The organism is Paenibacillus alba (genome assembly GCF_013204855.1).
In the GTDB taxonomy this organism is placed as follows: Bacteria; Bacillota; Bacilli; order Paenibacillales; family NBRC-103111; genus Paenibacillus_E; species Paenibacillus_E alba.
In genome coordinates this window covers 25,847-44,089 of record NZ_JABMKZ010000019.1, presented here as the reverse complement: position 1 = coordinate 44,089, position 18,243 = coordinate 25,847, and the positions used below count along the sequence as shown (strand labels likewise).

18 protein-coding genes are annotated in these 18,243 nt (G+C 46.3%); 16 read left to right on the top strand and 2 right to left on the bottom strand.

The window, feature by feature from the left end:
• Positions 1–10 precede the first annotated feature (10 nt).
• The 5 genes from HQN90_RS22045 to HQN90_RS22025 all read left to right on the top strand — a co-directional run bounded on the left by HQN90_RS22045 (position 11) and on the right by HQN90_RS22025 (position 4,168).
• Positions 11–733: an urease accessory protein UreF gene (locus HQN90_RS22045; protein WP_246362750.1), complete on the top strand. Its 723-nt coding sequence runs from the start codon at positions 11–13 to the stop codon at positions 731–733.
• 36 nt (positions 734–769) lie between these two features.
• Positions 770–1,429, top strand: coding sequence for an urease accessory protein UreG (gene ureG, locus HQN90_RS22040; RefSeq protein WP_079409838.1), 660 nt, complete (start codon positions 770–772; stop codon positions 1,427–1,429).
• Positions 1,422–2,276, top strand: coding sequence for an urease accessory protein UreD (locus HQN90_RS22035; protein WP_173222644.1), 855 nt, complete (start codon positions 1,422–1,424; stop codon positions 2,274–2,276). Before ureG ends, HQN90_RS22035 begins: the two co-directional genes overlap by 8 nt.
• Before the next feature lie 265 nt (positions 2,277–2,541).
• Positions 2,542–3,519, top strand: a complete 978-nt coding sequence (cyoE, locus tag HQN90_RS22030; protein ID WP_338042366.1) for a heme o synthase — start codon at positions 2,542–2,544, stop codon at positions 3,517–3,519.
• A 16-nt stretch (positions 3,520–3,535) separates the two neighbouring features.
• Positions 3,536–4,168 (top strand): SCO family protein, encoded by a 633-nt coding sequence (locus HQN90_RS22025; RefSeq protein ID WP_173222642.1) that lies wholly within the window; start codon positions 3,536–3,538, stop codon positions 4,166–4,168.
• Positions 4,169–4,189: 21 nt separating this feature from the next.
• Here the strand turns inward: HQN90_RS22025 and HQN90_RS22020 are convergent, their stop codons facing one another.
• Both HQN90_RS22020 and HQN90_RS22015 read right to left on the bottom strand, forming a co-directional pair.
• Positions 4,190–4,543: a toprim domain-containing protein gene (locus HQN90_RS22020; protein WP_173222640.1), complete on the bottom strand. Its 354-nt coding sequence runs from the start codon at positions 4,541–4,543 to the stop codon at positions 4,190–4,192.
• 168 nt (positions 4,544–4,711) lie between these two features.
• On the bottom strand, positions 4,712–5,878 hold the full coding sequence (locus HQN90_RS22015) for an MFS transporter (RefSeq protein WP_173222638.1): 1,167 nt from the start codon (positions 5,876–5,878) through the stop codon (positions 4,712–4,714).
• Between the two features lie 111 nt (positions 5,879–5,989).
• On the opposite strand from HQN90_RS22015, the gene HQN90_RS22010 reads away from it, so the two are divergent.
• The 11 genes from HQN90_RS22010 to HQN90_RS21960 all read left to right on the top strand — a co-directional run bounded on the left by HQN90_RS22010 (position 5,990) and on the right by HQN90_RS21960 (position 17,859).
• Complete coding sequence (locus HQN90_RS22010; protein ID WP_173222636.1) at positions 5,990–6,145, top strand: hypothetical protein; 156 nt, start codon at positions 5,990–5,992, stop codon at positions 6,143–6,145.
• Positions 6,146–6,199: 54 nt separating this feature from the next.
• Positions 6,200–6,634: a hypothetical protein gene (locus HQN90_RS22005; RefSeq protein ID WP_173222634.1), complete on the top strand. Its 435-nt coding sequence runs from the start codon at positions 6,200–6,202 to the stop codon at positions 6,632–6,634.
• A gap of 31 nt (positions 6,635–6,665) precedes the next feature.
• Positions 6,666–7,814, top strand: a complete 1,149-nt coding sequence (locus tag HQN90_RS22000; RefSeq protein WP_246362749.1) for a transglutaminase domain-containing protein — start codon at positions 6,666–6,668, stop codon at positions 7,812–7,814.
• Positions 7,815–8,217: 403 nt separating this feature from the next.
• Positions 8,218–8,940 carry an HAD-IA family hydrolase gene (locus tag HQN90_RS21995; protein WP_173222632.1) on the top strand — a complete coding sequence of 241 codons (723 nt, stop codon included), beginning with the start codon at positions 8,218–8,220 and terminating at the stop codon, positions 8,938–8,940.
• Positions 8,941–8,958: 18 nt separating this feature from the next.
• Positions 8,959–11,025, top strand: coding sequence for a peptidoglycan D,D-transpeptidase FtsI family protein (locus tag HQN90_RS21990; protein WP_173222630.1), 2,067 nt, complete (start codon positions 8,959–8,961; stop codon positions 11,023–11,025).
• A 213-nt stretch (positions 11,026–11,238) separates the two neighbouring features.
• Entirely contained in the window at positions 11,239–13,305 is a 2,067-nt protein-coding gene (locus tag HQN90_RS21985; RefSeq protein WP_173222628.1) for a peptidoglycan D,D-transpeptidase FtsI family protein, read from the top strand.
• Between the two features lie 990 nt (positions 13,306–14,295).
• Positions 14,296–14,874, top strand: coding sequence for a CD3073 family putative ECF transporter S component (locus HQN90_RS21980; RefSeq protein ID WP_173222626.1), 579 nt, complete (start codon positions 14,296–14,298; stop codon positions 14,872–14,874).
• Positions 14,864–15,355: a CD3072 family TudS-related putative desulfidase gene (locus HQN90_RS21975; protein ID WP_173222624.1), complete on the top strand. Its 492-nt coding sequence runs from the start codon at positions 14,864–14,866 to the stop codon at positions 15,353–15,355. The genes HQN90_RS21980 and HQN90_RS21975 overlap by 11 nt, the downstream gene beginning before the upstream one ends.
• Before the next feature lie 31 nt (positions 15,356–15,386).
• The gene (locus tag HQN90_RS21970) at positions 15,387–16,220 is read left to right on the top strand and encodes an ATP-binding cassette domain-containing protein (protein WP_173222622.1); all 834 of its coding nucleotides are present in this window, start codon (positions 15,387–15,389) and stop codon (positions 16,218–16,220) included.
• A complete protein-coding gene (locus tag HQN90_RS21965; protein WP_173222620.1) occupies positions 16,205–17,089 on the top strand; it encodes an energy-coupling factor ABC transporter ATP-binding protein in 885 nt (294 codons plus the stop codon). Before HQN90_RS21970 ends, HQN90_RS21965 begins: the two co-directional genes overlap by 16 nt.
• Positions 17,068–17,859: an energy-coupling factor transporter transmembrane component T family protein gene (locus tag HQN90_RS21960; RefSeq protein ID WP_173222618.1), complete on the top strand. Its 792-nt coding sequence runs from the start codon at positions 17,068–17,070 to the stop codon at positions 17,857–17,859. The genes HQN90_RS21965 and HQN90_RS21960 overlap by 22 nt, the downstream gene beginning before the upstream one ends.
• Positions 17,860–18,243 lie beyond the last annotated feature (384 nt).

Below are 18,243 nucleotides of genomic sequence, written 5' to 3'. Positions count from 1 at the left end.
GTGAGCACAAATGACGGTAACTGGAATGACTTCACAGCAAACGACCCCAAAGTTCCACTGGCTCGCTTATCAACAACTGCTTGACTCCGCTCTGCCGATTGGCGGCTTCTCTCACTCCTTTGGTTTGGAAACGTTAGTTCAGCAGGGTCGTTTGCAAACGGTGGATGAGCTTGAAGCGTACATCGGCACGATGCTTGCGAACAGCTGGGCTTCCTCAGATGCGATGGTGATCAAAGCCGCATATCAACATATGCCGAGCGAGTCATGGGAGCAGCTCTGGGAGATCGACCACATGCTGCATGTGCAGCGGGCGTCAAGCGAAGCAAGAATCGGTGTTCAGAAAATGGGGCGCAGGCTATTTCAGCTAGCGAAGTCGATGTATCCCGATCTGCCTTGGCAGCCGCTCGATGAGGCGGTGAAAGCGGGACGTTGCAGTTCCAATCATCCGATGATTCATGGATGGGTCAGTTATCAGCTTAGGGTGCCGCTGGATCAAGCGGTAGAAGGATATTTATACAGCTGCATCATGACCTGTATCAACAGCGCGCTGAGACTCATGTCCATGGGGCAGACGCAAGGGCAGATTCTGCTGGCCAAGTTGGTTCCGTTGACGGAACGGGAGTGGCGGCGAGTTGCTCACTTAGATCCCTTGGATGCGTATATGAACTCACCGGCTGCTGATTTGGCCATGATGCAGCATGAAACGTTATATTCGCGATTGTTTATGTCTTAGGGCTGACGCCCTAATCCAATTTGAGGAGGAATGGCTATGTGTCAAGGTCAAGGTCATCATCATCATCCGTGGGAAAAGCCTGCTGTGGATCGGAGCCGTCCGATGCGTATCGGAATTGGCGGTCCTGTAGGTTCCGGCAAAACAGCACTGGTGGAGCGATTAGCCCGCAAATTGAATGATCGCTACAGCATTGCGGTCATTACGAATGATATCTATACGAAGGAAGATGCGCGTATTTTGATTAGTTCTGAGGCGCTGCCGGAGGAACGGATCATTGGGGTAGAGACAGGCGGTTGTCCGCATACAGCAATTCGGGAGGACGCTTCGATGAACTTCGAAGCGATTGAAGAATTGGAGCAGCGTTTCGACAACCTCGATATCATTTTCATTGAAAGCGGCGGGGATAATCTGGCTGCCGCGTTCAGTCCGGAATTGGTCGATCGCTTCATCTATATTATCGATGTGGCGCAGGGCGAGAAGATTCCGCGCAAAGGCGGCCCGGGCATTATGCGTTCCGATATGCTGATCATTAACAAAATCGATCTCGCTCCTTACGTTGGCGCAAGCCTGGAAGTGATGGATTCAGACACGAAGAAGATGCGCGGCGATCGTCCGTATATTTTCTCTAACCTGATGGGCGGCACAGGGCTTGATGACATTGTCGCATGGGTGGAGACGGAGTTCAGCCATGCCTAAAGTGACCGGGGAGATTCAGGCGGAATTTGCGGTACGCAGCGGCTTGACGCAGCTCGTTCGCAAATATCACACCTCCCCGCTCAAGATCGCCAAAACATTTCGTTACGACAACGAAACGCTCTCTATGGACGCACCTCCTGCGGAGCAGCTGGGCGTCTACATGATGGACTGCTCCCCTGGGCTCATGTCGGGGGATCATTACGAAATCACGATGCGCCTCGGTGAAGGCGCCCGTGTTTATCTCACGAACCAGTCGTTCACGAAGGTGCATCCTTCGGAGGCCGGTTCGGGAAGCACGCAGCGGCAGTCGCTGAAGCTTGGGGCTTATGCTTTGCTGGAGTACATGCCGGAGCCGCTGATGCTGTATAAGGATGCAAGCTTGGCCGCGGAAATGGACGTTCAGCTTTCGCCAGGTTCAGCGCTTATCTTCTCGGATGTGCTTTGTCCTGGACGAACGCAGCGAGGTGAAATATTTCATTACACCCGATACACGAATCGGTTGAAGGTCTGGCATAATAACGAGCTGATCTTCTATCAAAATCAAAAAATTGAACCAGCGTCCATGCAATTGTCAGCACCGGGCTGCTGGGAGCAGGAAACGCATCTGGGAAATCTATATGTGTTCTCGGATCGCCTTAACCAGCGCGAGCTTGAAGCTGTACTGGCGATCATGGACACATTGGAAGATGTTCGGGTACGTGTGGGAGCCAGTCTCACTTACAAACATGGCCTAATTGTGTCGGTCATGGGCAGGCATGCGTGGGAAGTGCAGAAAGCATTGTCAATCGGCTGGAAGGAGCTTCGCCGCAGTTTGTTCGGATTCATGCCATTAATGATTAATAAATAGCATTAGCCATAAAGGAGCCTTTTTGGGCTTCTTTTTTGCATACAGAGAGCCGCAGCAGCGAGTTTTACGAGGTTTCATCGCGTATCAGCGGTTATTTTTCCTCTGGCAGAGAATGGTAAGCACTTTTTCCACGCATACTGGTAGGAGAATCGACAATATGATGACAACTGGCCGCACTTCATTGTCAAACGTTGTACGGGTTGGTATGATGAAAGTGTTCATAATTCAAATAGCTCGGAAGTTCGACATAGAGGAGGACAATGACGTGGAAAATCAAGCAAGCTATGAAAGTGTGACGAGCGGTTCGCCACAAGGATCTGTTGGAACCGAATCCATAGATGCTAGTAATAAGCAATCTGCACATGAGCCTGTAACGTTAAAAGAATTTTATCGCTTGGTGAAGCCGGGGATTATTTATTCCAATCTGATGACTGCTTTTGCTGGGTATTGGATGGCAGCACATTGGGAAGTAAGCTGGATACATCTGATTTGGACGATGTTGGGTACGGCTCTTGTCATGGCAGGAGGTACGGTACTGAACAACTATCTGGACCGTGAGATGGACGCGAAGATGGAACGGACCAAGAACAGAGCCCTGCCAAGCGGAAGACTGAGTGCCACTTTCGTTCTGTGGTATGGGATTATTCTCGGCATAATTGGCTTGGCGGTATTATACTTTGGCGCTGCGTCACCGCTTGCGGCCTTGATCGGTTTACTGGGACTGTTCTTGTATGTTTGGCTCTACACCGCTTGGTTCAAGCGGACTTCGGTATGGAGTACATTTGTAGGCGCCTTTTCTGGGGCAACGCCTCCCGTGATTGGCTATTGTGCGGTTACCGGAACGGTTGATGCAGGAGCTATTTTATTATTTGCCTTCTTGTTCTTATGGCAGCCGCCGCATTTCTGGGCGCTTGGGATTCGCCGGATGGAAGAGTATCGGGCTGCAGGCTTTCCGCTTTTGCCCGTTGTCAAAGGGTCCTATGTGACGAAGATCAGCATGGTGCGTTACGTTGTTCTGCTTGTTCCTGTCACTGTGATGTTAACGGCTTATGGATATCTCGGCTATGTATTTTTAATCGGATCGACGATTCTAGGCTTGATTTGGATGTTGATGTGTGTCAAAGGCTTCAAGGAAACAGGCGAAGCAGAAGTTCCTTGGGCAAAGCGTACGTTCCTATTTTCAATTATGTATTTAACACTTTTATCTATTTTGATGGTCATTGATACAGTGAAGATTAGCTAGAATTGAGGGTATAGGCATGGGTACTTTTTTTGAGAAAAATTGGTTCAAATTAGCGCTGGGTGCGGTTCTGATTGCGATGATTGCCTCATTTGGCTATAAATTGTGGGCTAACAGCAATGAGCCGGACCCGCGCTTAAAAGCGATGAAACAAGCGCCTGCTTTTCAACTGCAAGACCTTGACGGCAAATCTGTAGCTTCCCAAGATACGGATGGCAAGGTGCGTTTGGTTTATTTCTTTTATTCTTTCTGTCCGGATGTTTGCATGCCAACTACGTTCCTATTGACGCAAGTGCAGGAAGCATTGAAGAAGAAGGATTTATTCGGAACAAAAGCAGAAATTTTATCGATATCGGTTGATCCCAACCGTGACACACCTGCGGTGCTCAAAGAGTTTGGAAACAAGTTTGAGTCTAAACCTGATCCAAGTGGTTGGATGTTCCTCCGCGGAGAAGAAGCGAAAATTCACAAGCTTGCAGAAGATTACGGCATCATGGTTATTAAAGAAAAAGACGGGAACTTCTCCCACTCCAATGCAATTTTATTAGTTGATCCTAAAGGCAAGATTCGCAATTATTATGATGCAGGCAATCCCCAGCTAGATGCAGACCATATCGTCAAAGATGTAGTGACCTTGTCCAAAGGGAAGTAAATTGATTTTTAATGGCATTAACTATTCAGAAGCAGGTTCTGGAGATGGGTATTTAATATACTCGTCCAGGCCTGCTTTTTCTAATTGTTGGATTAAATATTCCTCCGGTGTTCCTTCAACGCCCGCATATCCTTTGCGCGTATAGATTTGCTCGGAGTCCGGGAATGTATCGCGAAGCAGGAAACGTATTTTTTTGCCGGAAGCATCATTGTCCGTGAATAAGTAAACTTGTTTGTGTCCGACTTTTTTACGGAGATCTTCTAATGTAATGGAACTAGGGGTTCCAAAGGTGCAGAGGATTAGAACACTGTCATCAATCACTCGTTTTAAGCGGCTTTTGTCGTTTTTACCTTCTACTATGATAGCGATCGACATGGGATCTCCTCCAACCAGGTTTTTTTGTAGTATAACCCGTTTTCGCAAGGGATCCAAGGTTTTGATTCGACGATTGGGCAAATAATGCGCGGCCATTTCCCGGGAAATGACATAGATTGACAGAGCAAAGACGACTTGATTACCTCAAGCCGTCTAGGAGATGGGCATTTATGTCGTTACAGGTGTTTTGAAAGAGCGCAGCGGGAGAAGGGAAAGAGCGAGCATGAGAATGAAGAAAGCAATGAAGTAGGAGGAGATATGATTGCGAAGCTGCCCGGCCATCATGGGGCCAATAAAGGCGCCAACCGAATAGGAAATGGAAAGCAATGAGAATACGCGGCCATAACGGTTGCTGCTGGTTATGCTGGCCAAGAGGGCAGCTAAAGCCGGATAGATGATCCCTTTGGCCATGCCGATCAGGAAGAGAGAAACGGTCAGCGGAATCGGCCATTGAATGGCTAAGCCGAAGAAGACGACAGCAAGAGACAAGCTGCCGCAGACTGTGCGGATAAAGGGAGAGACCTTGTTTAGGAACCAGAAGCTGATGCTTAGCAGGGCCCCTAGACTGATTAAGGTGAAAAATACACCCGACGTCAGAATAGAAGCTCTGGCTGATTCCATTAAAGGAAGCTCAAAGAAAAGAATGCCCTGCGAACAAGAGAGCGCCATCGGGATGAGGAAAAACAACCATGGTATGGAAACACCGCTTGGAAGATCGTCATCTTCAAGACCTAGTCCATGTCCGTGGGGATCCAAAGCGGCGGCATTGCTGCCTGTCTGGCCCAAAAGCTGCTTCTCTTTGACACCAAAAATAGCGAGCACCCCTGTGATAATCAGAACCCATCCCAACACCGAGAAGGCTGTCGTGAACCCGATCTTGGCAACAAGAATGGCGCCGGCAGCCGGAGAGACGACGGAGGCGAGCGTATGAACAAGTCCGTTGCCTGCCATAAGCTTGCTCTGATGGATGCGGTCTTTGGCTATGCGAGCAAGCAGCGACAGACAGGCTGGAGATAGAAAGGCAAGTACGAAGCCGCTTATCGAGCGAATGTATAGCAAGTGCCAAGGATCTTTCACATTAGATTGAAAAAGTAAGATGATCCCTGCTACAATCAGGCTACAGACGATAAACAGTTTGCTGCCGTATTTATCCACGCCATAGCCAGCTAGCAGATTGCCGGGTAAGTGTGTAAGGGAGTATACCCCCATAATGAGCCCGATAAAGGAAGGCGCGGCACCTAAGGATAAGGCGAAAGGGGACAAGATGGGGTACTGCGCGTGCAAATCAAAAAAAGCTACAAACATAAATAAATACAACCACAGTGCAGTTCGCATGTTCTCACCACCTCGATTCATTAAACTTGTCTCTTCTTAAGATGTACGCCGCTCGTCCTATGGATATGACCGATGCAAGCAAATGACACAATTCATCTCGAGGAGGATTTCATGGACACTTATGTGATTATCATGCTGGCTTGTGTAGCCATTTTTTTAATCTTTCGATTGAGACAATCCTTCCGCAAGACGAGAGGAAATGTCGATAAAACCAAACAAATTGAGGAAAAGTTAGCCCAGTTAAGGAAAAAAAGAGATGAAGATTGAGGAGTCTCTGTAGTATGATAGGAAAGACTTTTGGATAATTAGGAGGGGTTTTGTTTGGATCAGTGGATTTCATTTGCACAGGATCGTTGGTACTTAATCGTAGCTGCTATTATTGTGCTTTTCATCGTAATCGGAATTGTCAAAACGCTTGTGAAATGGGTTGTAGTCATTGCAATTGTAGGTGCACTTATCGTTTATGGAGCCAGCTATAAGGATAAAATAAAGGATATTGGGGCAAGCGTTGTCTCTCAAGTCGGCAATGAAGTTACGGAGAAGGCGGTTAGCACGCTGACTGCTGAAGCGAAGGATGCTCAGTTCAAAGCGAACCCAGATGGTTCCTTTCTTATCACAACCAAGAGTTTGAAAGTGGAGGGCAAGGCAGGTTCAGAGGAAGTGCAGGTTACTTTTCTCGGGAAAACCTTCAAGATGAATGCCAACGCTGCTGTGAATGCTTTCATCGAGCAAGCGAAGAAAAACGCGAACCCATAATACGGATTTTCAGATAGGAGGGTGAGACATCATGACGGATATGACGTGGTTCCAAGCAACTTCAATTAATTTAATATCCATTGTGATTGTGCTCCTATTTGCGGGTTCTATCATTCAAGGCTTCATGCGGGGAGGTTCGGGCTCAGCCAAGCACCTGCTTTCCATGCTGTTGGAAGCCATTATCGTTATTCTGTCCATGGTTATCGCCTGGAAGGGAGTCCAATTGATCTCGCCTTTGCTGCAAACCTGGCTGAAAGGGCAGAATTTGCAAGTTCCAGCCGAAGAGATTGGCATTCTGAAACAAACCTATTACACAGCGATGACGAGTCTTCGTGATTTTACACTGCTGCGTTTTGGCGTCTTGTTTTTACTTGGCTATATGATCGTGAAGCAGCTGCTGAATCTGTTGATCTATCCCTTCATCGGGCCTTGGCTGGCGGAACGATACGCGCAATCCGAACGGAACAAATCCTTTCTTAGCTCGGTTTCAGGCGGGGCGATTGGTTCCGTTGCCGGCTTCGCTAGAGCGCTCCTGCTGATTGCTGTTCTGTTCATCTATGTGACGCTGTTCCCGCATTCGCCGGTCACGCCTTATATTGAATCTTCTCAGATGTATCAGAAAGGGGCCAAGGAAGTTATTGCCCCCTTTACAGGTGATTTCATCACAGAGAAGGTCCCTGTGTTTACAAGGGCTGTGGAAGAGGAATTCACGAATATTTTACAGCGGAAATATGAGGTTCTTGATGCCAAGATACCCAATAATATTTCAGATGCTGCCAAGGAAGTAACCGCAAGCGGGCAGACCGATGAAGAGAAAGCGAAGCTGCTTTACAAATGGGTAGGCAGCCGCGTGCAATACGATTGGGATAAAGTGAAGCTTTACGAAGAAAAGCGAATTTGGAAGGAACAGACGCCAGAGGATACTTTCAACACGCGCGAAGGTGTATGCATTGACTATTCGAGATTATATGCGCAAATGGCCAGATCCATCGGTCTAGATGTGAAAGTCGTGACGGGACTTGGCTACGACGGGCAAGGCAGCTATGGCCCTCATGCCTGGAATGAGGTTTATCTGAAAGAAACGAATCGCTGGGTGCCGCTGGATTCTACTTGGGTGGCGAGCGGAGGCAACTGGTTCAACCCTCCGAACTTTGATCAAACCCACGTTAAGGATGCTTAGCGGTATTAATAGTTTAGCAGACAGGGCTGCCTCAAGTAGATATATCTACTTAAGGCAGCCCTGTTGTGTCCAGATACCGCGTAGAGAGAACCTGCGATTGTGCATCTTTTTTTGCTGAATTATCTCCTTATTCGATGTATTCCTGCGATTGTGCATCCTTTTGGCTCCACTTTTCAATTTCAAGATGGAAAAGCCTCGAAAAACTGCATTATCGCAGCTTTTCCCTCATTTCATAAGATTTTACTGAAAATACCTGCACTTTTGCAGTTTTCGGCATTCCAGATCTTTCCTTACAGCCCCCAAAGACAACGCCCAAGCCTCTCTTATCAAGGCTTTTCTCATCCCTAAATAAATGTGGTACACTAAGAAGGTGCGATTTTTTGTAAAGTATAAAGGAGACTGTATGCGCAAACCTATTCATGAATATCCAATGATTTATCTTGATGCAGGGGATACGTTGCTGACGATTCCGGCTGCACAAACGATTTTAAAGCAATATTTGCAGCTCAGATCTGTGGAACGTGACGAATCACATATTAATGAGCTTTTTACCGAAGCGTTTCGTCTATTTTATTATGTGGATAAACAGGATAATTTCATTGTCTGCAGTCCAGAGTCTGATCGTGAATTCTGGGTTAACCTATATAAGTATGTGCTTCATAAGTTAGGCATTCATGAGGAATGGACAGAGCAAGAAATTTTCGATTGCTGTCATGAGCTGTATGAGATTTTCACAGCGCCGGAGTATTATGATCTGTTCGAGGATGTGAAGCCTTTCTTGGAGCAGCTTCGGGTTCAAGGCTTTCGGATTGGCATTGTCAGCAACTTTGCTCCGACCTTGAAAGCTATTTTGGAGCATAAGGGCATTCTGCACTATTTCGATCCAGTGATCGTATCGACAGAGGTGGGTCTGGAGAAGCCGGACCCGGCGATATTCAAGCTAGCCCTTGAGCGGGCCGGGGTTGAAGCAAAGGATGTTCTGTATATCGGTGACCACGAAACGAACGATATTTGGGCGCCCAGCCAAGTCGGCATAGATGCCGTACGCATTATCCGTTATTCCTACCATACAGGGGAAGGTATTCGTTCCCTCCTCGAGCTTTTTCAAGAACAACCGACTGTATGAGAAAGGATTTGAGACGTGATGAAGTCATCCATTATGGATGATCCGAAGAAGAAAGAAGTCACCAAGAAGCGCCACTTTTCATTTCGGATCAATATTTTCTTTTTTGTAACATTTGTGTTATTTTCCGTTCTGATCGTGCGTCTAGCCATTTTACAATTCGTTCAAGCCAAAGATCTGAAAGCGGCAGAGAATACAAATACGAACCAGACGAACAAAATTGCGCCTATCCGTGGCAATATCTACGATTCAACGAAATCGCCTTTGGCGTATACCATTCCCGTGCAGTCTTTATTTTTTCGGATTGAGCCGGGACAGCAGGTTAAGGAAGAAGTTATCAATCTGGCTCGTCGTCTGAAGACGGATGTTTTTGATAAATATGGGAAAAAGACGGCACCGCCGCTGACTGCGGAGGAAATTGTGCTGTCCATGGATCTAGGGTATGACATTAATGAAAATAAAGTGAAGGATCCAAGCTATTACTGGGTTCCCCGCAAAATTAAGACGGATTTGTCCAAAGAAGAGATTGCCTATTTGCTCGAGCATCGCGATGAATTCAAATGGCTGGAAGTAACGGAAGAAAGTATCCGGACCTATGAAATGGATGATGACGGGGTGTCAACGATTGCTCCGCAGCTAATTGGCTATCTGAATAAATATTCAACGCAAACCGCGCAGGATATGTACAAGGACAATCCCGAAAGCAAGGAATATTTGCCTACGGAAAATGTCGGTTTCGACGGAATAGAAAGAATGTACCAAGATGATCTCCGCGGGACCAATGGTTACAAGGTTTACCCGGTTAATGCGGCAATGAAAATTATCGGCCGAGCGACCGTGACGAAGCCTATCAAAGGCAATAACTTGTATCTCTCCATCCATAAGGACATTCAGAAAACAGCGGAGAAAGCGATTCAGGATCAAATTGCCTTTCTGCACACGCCTTACGCGCGAAATGACGCTTTCATCAAATTTGGGGCGAATGCAGAGGCTGGCTACGCCGTCGCTATGGAAGTCGAAACGGGGCGAGTTGTAACGATGGCTAACTTCCCTGACTATAATTCAAATGAGTGGACCGGGGGAATCACCCAAGCTACGCTCGATAGGGTAGGATCTTATATTGCCAATGGCTCAATTACGACGGCCTATCCGAAATACACGGATAAAGAACGGCCTAAGCATCCCTCATCTATCGTATTCATGGGTTCGACCATTAAGCCTTTGTCGGTTTTGATCGGTTTAACCGAGAAGTTGATCACGCCAGCGAATCAGTATTATAACGATACAGGAACGTTTACTTTTGGTAAAACTGGATCCGCAAGTTCCATTTCCAATTCAGGAAAAGCAGCTTATGGCATGATCGACGCATCAGGTTCAATTGAACATTCATCGAACACGTATATGTCTGCCAAAGTGGGTATTCCTTTCTATCAGAAATACGGTGGGGAAAATGTAAAGGTAACCGATAAATGGGCGGAATATATGGCTAAATTCGGGATTGGCGTGAAAACGGGCAGCGGACTGCCCAATGAAAATGCCGGGTCTAACGATTTTGCCAAAAATGCCAAAAAAGACAGCTATCAGTCCGCTATGGTGTATGCTTCATGGGGACAAAATGAGAAAACAACGACCCTGCAGCTTGCGCAGTTTGCCGCTACCTTAGCAAGCAGAGGGAAGAAAATGAAACCGCTGTTCGTTGATGAAATTCGCAGCTTTGAAGGCAATCTGGTCCGCAAGGTCGAGCCAGAAGTGATGGAAGATTCGACGGATTTGTTCGCAAAAGGGGACTGGAACACGATTATTCACGGCATGAAGAGCGGCGCTGAAGGGATTGAAGAACTGCCTTACAACGTTGCGCGCAAAACGGGAACATCGACGCAAGCCGTCTCAGGCGGAACAATCGATAACGCTGTATTCATCGCGTTCGCGCCTGTGGAAAATCCTAAGCTGGCTGTTGCCGTTGTTGTGCCTGAGGGCGGGTATGGACGCTACGGAGCTTCTCCGATTGCGGCCAAAATTTTTCAGGCCTATGACGCGGCGAATGACGGCATTTTGACGAAAGCGGGCGGCGGGAAGAAGCCTTGGTAATTGAAGTTAAAGAAAGAAGCTTGGCTCACCAAGCTTCTTTTTTTGCGTCTAGTCCGTTGCCCCAGCGTTTGCTCAGCTATATATGAACGGTATTCTCATACATTTTTTTCAATAAGAGTGAACTTTTAGGTAATAATAATCGTCTTTTAAATTATGCACATTTTCGCTCTGTTGGAACAGCCAGCAGGAACGTAAGAAAGGATTTGAGAATTGATGAAATCATCCATCCTGGATGATCCGAAGAGGAATGAAATTACGAGAAAGCGCCACTTTTCGTTTCGGATTAATATCTTTTTCTTTATCATGTTTGCCTTGTTTTCCATCTTAATTGGGCGTTTAGCGATTTTGCAATTCGTTCAAGCCAAAGATTTAAAAGCAGCAGAAAATAGAAACGGCACCAAACCGATCAGCATTGCGCCGATTCGCGGCAACATCTATGACTCCAAGAAATCCCCTCTGGCCTATACCATTCCCGTACAGTCCTTATTTTTCCGAGTTGAACCCGGTCAACAGAATGAAGATCAGGTTATTACCCTAGCTCGACGATTGAAGAGCGATGTTTTTGATAAGTACGCCAAGCCCAACTCCGTGAGCCCTACGCCAGAAGAGATCGTTATCGCGATGGATCTGGGATACGATATTAATCAAAATGAGACAAAGGCTCCAAGCTATAATTGGGTGCCTCGTAAAATCAAATCCGATTTATCTAAAGAAGAAATCGCTTATTTGCTCGAGCGTCGGGATGAATTCAAATGGTTGGAAGTAACCGAAGAAAGCATTCGTACTTACGAAATGGATGATGATGGTGTTACGACAATTGCGACTCAACTTATTGGCTACTTGAATAAATACTCCACACAAACTGCGCAGAATATGTACAAGGACAGCCCGGAAGGCAAAGACTATCTTTTATCAGAAAATGTTGGCTTCGACGGGATCGAAAGAATGTATCAGAATGAACTTCGAGGTAAAAATGGTGAAAAAGTATATCCCGTTGATGCGGTGATGCGAATTACAGGCCGAGCTGACGTGAGAGCCCCTGTGAAAGGAAATAATCTCTTTCTGTCCATCAACAAAGATATCCAGAAAGCAGCAGAGCGAATTTTGGAGGAGCATATCAAATATTTGCGCAGCCCGACCCATGCGAACGATGAGTATATGAAGGTTGGGATGAAGGCTTCCTCCGGTTTTGCGGTGGCTATGGAAGTGGATACAGGACGCGTCGTCACGATGGCGAACTATCCGGACTATGATGCGAATTCATGGACGGGAGGCATGCTGTCGAGCACCTATAAGGAAATCGAAACGTATATTTCGAATGGAACGATCAAGAATGCCAAGTCGAAATATCCGGATGAAAAAGAGAATGCGAAGCATCCTTCTTCCATTGTGTTTATGGGTTCCACGATCAAACCGCTGACTGTTCTGATAGGTCTCAAGGAAAAGTTTTTCAATGGATATGAGAAAAGCTATTACGACTCAGGCTCGTTCAGCTTCGGCAAGGGCGGCGCCAGCACGATTACCAATTCAGGCAAAGCAGCTTATGGCTCTATGGATGCGGCTGAAGCTATTGAACACTCGTCGAACACGTTCATGTCCGAGAAGATCGGGATTCCATTCTGGGACAAATACGGCCGAGAGAAACCGGCTGTAACGGCGAAATGGGCGGAATATTTGGCCAAGTTTGGAATGGGCGTTACAACCGGAAGCGGTCTGCCAGGTGAGTTTGCAGGCAGCAACGATTTTATAAAAAATGCTCAAAAAGACAGCTACCAATCAGCCATGGTGTATGCTTCATGGGGACAAAATGAGAAAACAACAACCCTTCAGCTTGCTCAGTATACAGCTACATTGGCAAGTCGCGGCAAACGGATGAAGCCTCTTTTTGTAGATGAGATTCGCGACTACAAGGGTGAATTAGTTCAGAAGATTGTACCTGAGGTGATCGAAGACTCGTCTTCTGAATTCTCTAATACAGACTGGAATACGATCATCCACGGTATGAAGAGCAGTGCTGAGGGGATTGAAGATCTGCCTTTTAATGTGGCACGCAAAACGGGAACATCCACGCAGGATGTGGCGGGTGGCAAAGTAGAAAATGCCGTATTTATTGCTTTTGCCCCGGTCGAGAACCCCAAGCTTGCCGTGGCGGTTGTCGTCCCTGAAGGCGGCTTCGGACGCTACGGAGCTTCACCGATTGCCGCCAAGATATTTCAGGCTTATGATGCGGCGAATGATGGCATTTTGACGAAAATGGGCGGTGGGAAGAAGCCTTGGTGAAGGGATCCGGGGCGCGCATCGTTAGCTTTGGATGTTATGGAAGAGGCCGTCCCAAAAGTAAGAACTAATGACTTTTAGGACATGGCTGCCATTCAGAAAAATGATTTTTTAAAAAGTGCAAAGGAGTTAAGCGGCTTTCATGTGCTTAACTCCTTTGCTTTTTGCGTCTACGCCCGCTTTCTTCAACAAATTATGGGCAAGCGAAAGCCACCCGACCTCTAAGCTTACTTTAGGCAAGCCTCGAAGCCTTGTCTGCAGAACCTGAATTCCTGAGATTGCTCATCTTTTGATGACTTTGAAGCAACTGCAGGATCAAATTCCTGCAAATATGCATCTTTTTTGCTCAGAATCTACCTGTAGAACCTGAATTCCTGCAAATATGCATCTTTTTGATAGATTTTTCTAGTTTTAGGAAGAATAATCTATAAATTCCTGCATAATTGCAGGTTTTATCATTTTTTTAGCGATTTTGTTGAAAAAGCCTGCACTTTTGCAGTTTTACTCTGATTCCACTGGAGTAATTCCAGTGGAATCAGGAATTTGGCAACAGGGTTGGGGCTTCAGTTAAATAGGCAGTTGCACTTGCAGTTACGGTTAGACGGTACCAGTTGGAGCCTCTAAAACAGAAGAGGCTCCCTCGCAGTCATTTTCGACTTTTGAGACAGCCTCTTTTGCTTTTTCTAAATCCACTGTAGCTCGGGATGTTATTCTATTGAATGTTCAAAATTCTGCACCAATGCTTGACTTTTTTACGTGATATAAGTAAGTACTCAAGTTAATTCCTACTATTCCAATAGACTCCATTGACATTATAGAAATGAGCGCCATATAATAGCAAGTAAATTAATGTGTTTACTTGTAATTGACGTTATCCGTCGGAGACGCTGAATTCAAGCCGGTAATCAGCAGTGCTCGTATATGTACAAAGGGGGAATTCAGTTTAATTGCTTATTCACCGGCTATTCAACTTAAAATTGACGGAGGTAATATATGAATCAGAGAACATTAATACTAACGCTCAGTGCTCTTGCAGTTGCGATCAATGTGATCGCGGGAACGGTTATTGGCAACCTAAAGATTCCTTTTCTCTTCCTTGATGTAATTGGCACCATTTTTATTGCTGCTTTGTATGGCCCTTATTGGGGAGCATTGGTTGGCTTACTTACTAATTTAGTATTAGGAGTTACGTCGGGGTATACCTCGATTCCATTCGCCATAGTCAATATTATTGTTGGACTCATTATTGGATTTGCGGCAACTAAATTCGGTTATACATTAAAAACGGCCATTGTGTCAGGACTTGTTCTTGGTGTCCTATGCCCGGTTGTAGGTACCTTAATTGCTGTTGCCGTATTCGGAGGACTGACAGGCGGTGCGCAGGATATCTTCGTGCTTTGGTTGAAAAATGCGGGCACTAGTGTATTCGCAGCTGCATTCTTCCCAAGACTATGGGATAACTTGGTTGATAAAATATTGTCTGCGGTGCTGATCTACTATGTTCTGAAAGGAATTCCCCAATCCTTATTAAAACGCTCGACTCGAAAAAAAGGTGACTCCTATGCAGCGTAATAAACAAATCGTCGTTGTGTCTCACTGTGTGATTAATCAGAACGCTGTCGTGGCAGGAGAAGCAAGAAGTCCTGGAGTAATGAAATCAGCTGTCGATTGGGCAAATGATCAAGGGTATGGCATTTTTCAACTGCCTTGTCCAGAATTTACATTTCTAGGTCCAGAACGGCCCCCAATGACAGTCGAAGAATACGATACGCCGGAATTCCATGCCCATAATCGAAAGATTCTTCTTCCGGTGATTGAGCAGCTAAAGGTCTACCAAGACTATGGATACGAAATCGTAGGTGGCATTGGCATTTCGGACAGTCCTTCCTGTGATCCGGGAAAAGGTATATTTATGCGAGATTTTCATGAAATTTCAGATGAATTCGGCTTAGATATAAACTTTTTCTGGCAAATACCTAATACGTCCGAAGGATTATTCGATCCATCGGATTCCAAAAGTGTATTTGGAGAAATCCCTGGAGCTCAACGCTAACTATGACGATAGACATAAGGGGGATGCTCAAATGATTCGTATCCATGATGTTTTCTTCTCCTACTCCGATTACGAGGATACTCCTAGATGGGCTTTGCAAAATGTAAGCCTGGATATACCAGAGAATGAATTTGTTGCTTTTCTCGGGCCTAATGGCTCGGGAAAATCTTCATTGTCAAGACTTTTAAACGGTATAGAGCTGCCTCAAAAAGGTACTATAACAGTAGATGAGTTAAGCACGGAGGATCAAGCCTCTATTCCATCTATCCGGCGCAAGGTGCAAATGGTATTCCAAAATCCAGAAAATCAGCAGGTTGGATTCACGGTCGGTGAAGATATTGCATTTGGCTTATCCAACTTCAGTTGGCCTCGAGAGAGTATGGCTTCCCGAATACAATGGGCGCTTCGGACAGCCGGTCTGAACGTAGAAGTGGACCGACTTGTTGCTCAATTATCAGGAGGGGAAAAGCAGAAGCTTGCGCTTGCCGCTGTACTAGCCATCGGACCTGAATATCTCATCCTAGATGAAGCGACGTCCATGCTTGATCCATCTGCCCGAAAGCAGTTCGTCACTTCTTTAGCTGAAGCCCGCCGCCTTCGACCCTTTTCCATCATCTATGTGACTCATCATATGGAGGAAGTGATGGCGGCAGACCGTTGGGTTTTATTCTCTGAAGGACGCATTCGTGCGATGGGGACACCTGAGGAACTCTGGAGACAACCAGAGCTATTGGAGTCTTGTGGTCTGGAGCTCCCTTATTTGAACAGGCTGACACTCATGCTGGAGAAAGACGGGGTTCAAACTGGCGATATAGATGTGGCCAATGTGGAGGAATGGAGGAGGTTGCTATGCAAATCAAATTAACGGATATACGCTTCCGGCATGGTAAACCAAGAAAGAGAGAGATGATCGATCTTTCCTCCTATGTTTTGAAGGGGCTTGATGTAACCATTGAACCAGGTTCCAAGGTTGCCATTGCTGGCTTGTCTGGAAGTGGCAAGTCAACTTTTCTGCAATTATTAAAAGGTTTTACTCAGCCGACGGATGGCATCATAGAGCTTGATGGGATTAATCCTCACTTGAATAAAAGACCAGAACTATTCGATCAGATCGGTTATGTATTTCAATATCCCGAACATCAATTATTTGCCCCAACGGTAGCGGAGGATGTTGGGTTTGGTCTTCGTCATACCAAATTAAGCGCAAAAGAGAAGGAGACTAAAATTCGGCAGGCTTTGGATGCTGTAGGCATGCAGGATTCTGCCTTCTCACAACGAAGCCCGCTAGAACTAAGTGGTGGGGAGAAACGAAGAGCAGCCATAGCAGGTGTCTTAGTGCTGGAACCCAAGGTATTGCTATTGGATGAACCGACTGCTGGCCTAGATATGTCTTCCAGGATTGCTTTGTTTGAACTACTAAAGAACCTTAATGAGCAGGGAACAACAGTAATTTGGGTCAGTCATCAGCTGGAGGAGATTCTGGAGCACGCTCCACGTATGCTTGCCCTTCATCAGGGTTTATTCGCAGCAGACGGAGCGCCAGAAGAGCATCTTGCCAATGAATCCCTGCGGTCTTTGTTCGGCTGGGAGGAACCGCCTGCTCTTACACTCCGAAGGTGGATCTATGAAACTCACGGCATCAACATAAGCCGTCCATGGCTTATGGAAGAAATGGCGAAAGCAAGTCAATCTATCTTAGTGAGGAATGTCCCATGTCCACAAGCGGCTATTTAATTTACGAGAAACGAAACTCTTGGATAGAACAGTGGGATCCCCGCATCAAAATAGCAGCGTTTTCGTTATTCGGACTAAGCTTGCTGATCCATCACTCACCTGTTCTTAAGACGGCTCAGATACTGATCTTAGTCATGCTTTGGTCCGCCGCCAAGCTTCGATGGAGCACCTTTGGATGGACATTACTCTCGCTGAGCTTTTTCTTCCTGACGACAATGATCTTTCATGCCGTACTTAACCTTAATCCTGGAGACGAAGTGATCCACTGGTGGTGGTTGAGCTTTACGCATGAAGGGATTGTTTCCGGTATTCTAATGTGTGAGCAGATTGCGGGTGTTGTGATCGTCTTATCTCTACTCGTTCGAACCACCTCCCCGATTGAATTGGCTGAGGGGATGGAAAAGCTGTGTGAGCCTTTAAAAAAATGGAAGATTCCTGTCCATGATGCGGTTACCATGTTCTCTATTGCTTTGCGTTTCGTTCCGCTGCTGTTCGAGGAATTCGACACCATTCGTAAAGCGCAAACAGCAAGAGGTGGCGGATTCCACCGAAAAGGTGCCCTGGCACGATTCGGGGGGGTTATACCTATGCTGATTCCCCTTTTTGTGTTATCTATTCAGCGGGCAAAGGATTTGGCGATTGCGATGGAATCTCGTGGATATCGCGGAGACATTGGCCGGACTGCTATACGGGAATACACAATTGGAAAATCAGACATTGCAGTACTGATTGTAAGTATTGCCATCTGCATTTATGGAGCCATTATTTAAGCTGGGGAAGGGCAGCATCAACATGCAAGGAAAGGGTAGAGGAAAATTACTGCGGTTTGTGAGTGGAAAATGATTTGACATGATAGAAGTCCATCCTATGAGGGATGGGCTTTTTTTGTGCATAATCGGACTCTCACCGCTGGCCTATGAAAAGCATCTCGCCAAAAGGAAGGCACCAATCCTCAGCCATAAGCATATCCTACAGAAAGGGGAATGATCCTCTTAAACCCCAAAAGTTGCCCTAGGCAAACTTTTGTGCATGAAGGAAAGGTGGTGCGAGCTTATGAAAAAGACGCGGCTCACGGCTTCATTGAAACGACTGCTCATTTCCATCATTTTTCTATAGATTTCGGCCATTCCCGTGCTTTCATCGTATTTCCAGTA